The sequence below is a fragment of the Streptomyces sp. NPDC004561 genome (assembly GCF_053602155.1).
On the sequence record NZ_JBSGDB010000859.1, the window covers coordinates 1 to 1,782 of the forward strand.

At 71.2% G+C, this 1,782-nt stretch carries 1 protein-coding gene and 1 pseudogene; one reads left to right on the plus strand and one right to left on the minus strand.

Annotation, left to right across the window (positions count from 1 at the left end):
- Positions 1 to 468, plus strand: a pseudogene (locus ACWEN3_RS46150) (hypothetical protein); the annotation flags it as partial.
- Between the two features lie 69 nt (positions 469 to 537).
- Here the strand turns inward: ACWEN3_RS46150 and ACWEN3_RS46155 are convergent.
- Positions 538 to 1,662 (minus strand): GuaB3 family IMP dehydrogenase-related protein, encoded by a 1,125-nt coding sequence (locus ACWEN3_RS46155; protein ID WP_452984383.1) that lies wholly within the window; start codon positions 1,660 to 1,662, stop codon positions 538 to 540.
- Between the last annotated feature and the right edge of the window lie 120 nt (positions 1,663 to 1,782).

A 1,782-nucleotide genomic window follows, 5' to 3' on the forward strand; every position in this document is an offset into this window, starting at 1 on the left:
ACCGAAGCCGGAGCACCGGTGCTCATGGGGCTGCTCGCGCGGATCAATCCGCTGGTACTCACCGCGATGGGCGGCGCCGCCCACGTACATGGTGCCGCGCTGGGCGCCGCCGTGGTCGTCGCCGGGCTCTACGGCGTCATCATCGGCTCCACCAAGCACGAGATCGGCTATGCCGCCGTGGGCGTCGGGTTCGTCATCGGTCTCGTGGCGGGCAAGGCGGGCGGCCGTAACCCGGTCCTCCCGATCGCGGCCGCCGTCCTGGCCCTGGCGTCCGTCTACATCGGCCAGCTCGTGGGCGAGGCCATGATCATCGCGGACTACGTGCACGTGGGCTTCTCGGAGGTCTTCTTCGATCACCTGAGCCTGGTCCAGGAGGCCTGGAAGAAGGACGCCGACCCGCTCACCTTCCTCTTCTTCGCCATCGCCGCCTTCGCCGCGTTCTCGGGCACCAAGAAGGCCGCCGCCTGACGCGCGCCCGCACCGCGAAAAGGGCCCGTCCACCGGTGCGGTGGACGGGCCCTTCGCGGTGTCCGGGGCTCAGCGCTTGTGCTGGCTGTCCGCGACGGTCACCTCGACGCGCTGGAACTCCTTCAGCTCGCTGTAGCCGGTGGTGGCCATGGCGCGGCGCAGGGCGCCGAAGAAGTTCATCGAGCCGTCCGGGGTGTGGGACGGGCCGGTGAGGACCTCCTCGATGGTGCCGACCGTGCCGAGGTCGACCTTCTGGCCGCGCGGCAGCTCCTCGTTGACGGCCTCCATGCCCCAGTGGTGGCCCTTGCCGGGCGCGTCCGTGGCGCGCGCCAGCGGGGAGCCCATCATCACCGAGTCGGCGCCGCAGGCGATCGCCTTGGGCAGGTCACCGGACCAGCCGACACCGCCGTCCGCGATCACGTGCACGTACCGGCCGCCGGACTCGTCCATGTAGTCGCGGCGGGCCGCGGCCACGTCGGCGACGGCCGTGGCCATCGGGACCTGGATGCCGAGGACGTTGCGCGTGGTGTGCGCGGCGCCGCCGCCGAAGCCGACGAGGACGCCGGCCGCGCCGGTGCGCATCAGGTGCAGCGCGGCGGTGTAGGTGGCACAGCCGCCGACGATCACCGGGACGTCCAGCTCGTAGATGAACTGCTTCAGGTTCAGCGGCTCGTGCGAGGACGACACGTGCTCCGCCGAGACCGTCGTACCGCGGATGACGAAGATGTCCACGCCGGCGTCCACGACGGCCTTGGAGAACTGGGCGGTGCGCTGCGGGGAGAGCGCGGCCGCGGTGACCACGCCGGAGTCGCGCACCTCCTTGATGCGCGCGCCGATCAGCTCCTCCTTGATGGGAGCCGCGTAGATCTCCTGGATGCGGCGCGTCGCCCGCTCGGCGGGCAGCTCGGCGATCTCGTCCAGCAGCGGCTGCGGGTCCTCGTACCGCGTCCACAGGCCCTCGAGGTTGAGCACGCCCAGGCCGCCCAGCTCGCCGATGCGGATCGCGGTGGCCGGGGAGACGACGGAGTCCATCGGCGCGGCCAGGAAGGGCAGCTCGAAGCGGTAGGCGTCGATCTGCCAGGCGATCGAGACCTCCTTCGGGTCCCGCGTACGGCGGCTGGGGACGACGGCGATGTCGTCGAAGGCGTAAGCCCGGCGGCCGCGCTTGCCGCGCCCGATCTCGATCTCAGTCACGTCTGTGGCCTTTCCCTATGCGTTTCAGCGCCTTCCAGTATCGCCGACCGGTGCGGCGGAAGCCCTCCGCCCAGATCGCGGTGATGTCGTACGACACCGCGCAGCCGCTGCCGAGCCTGT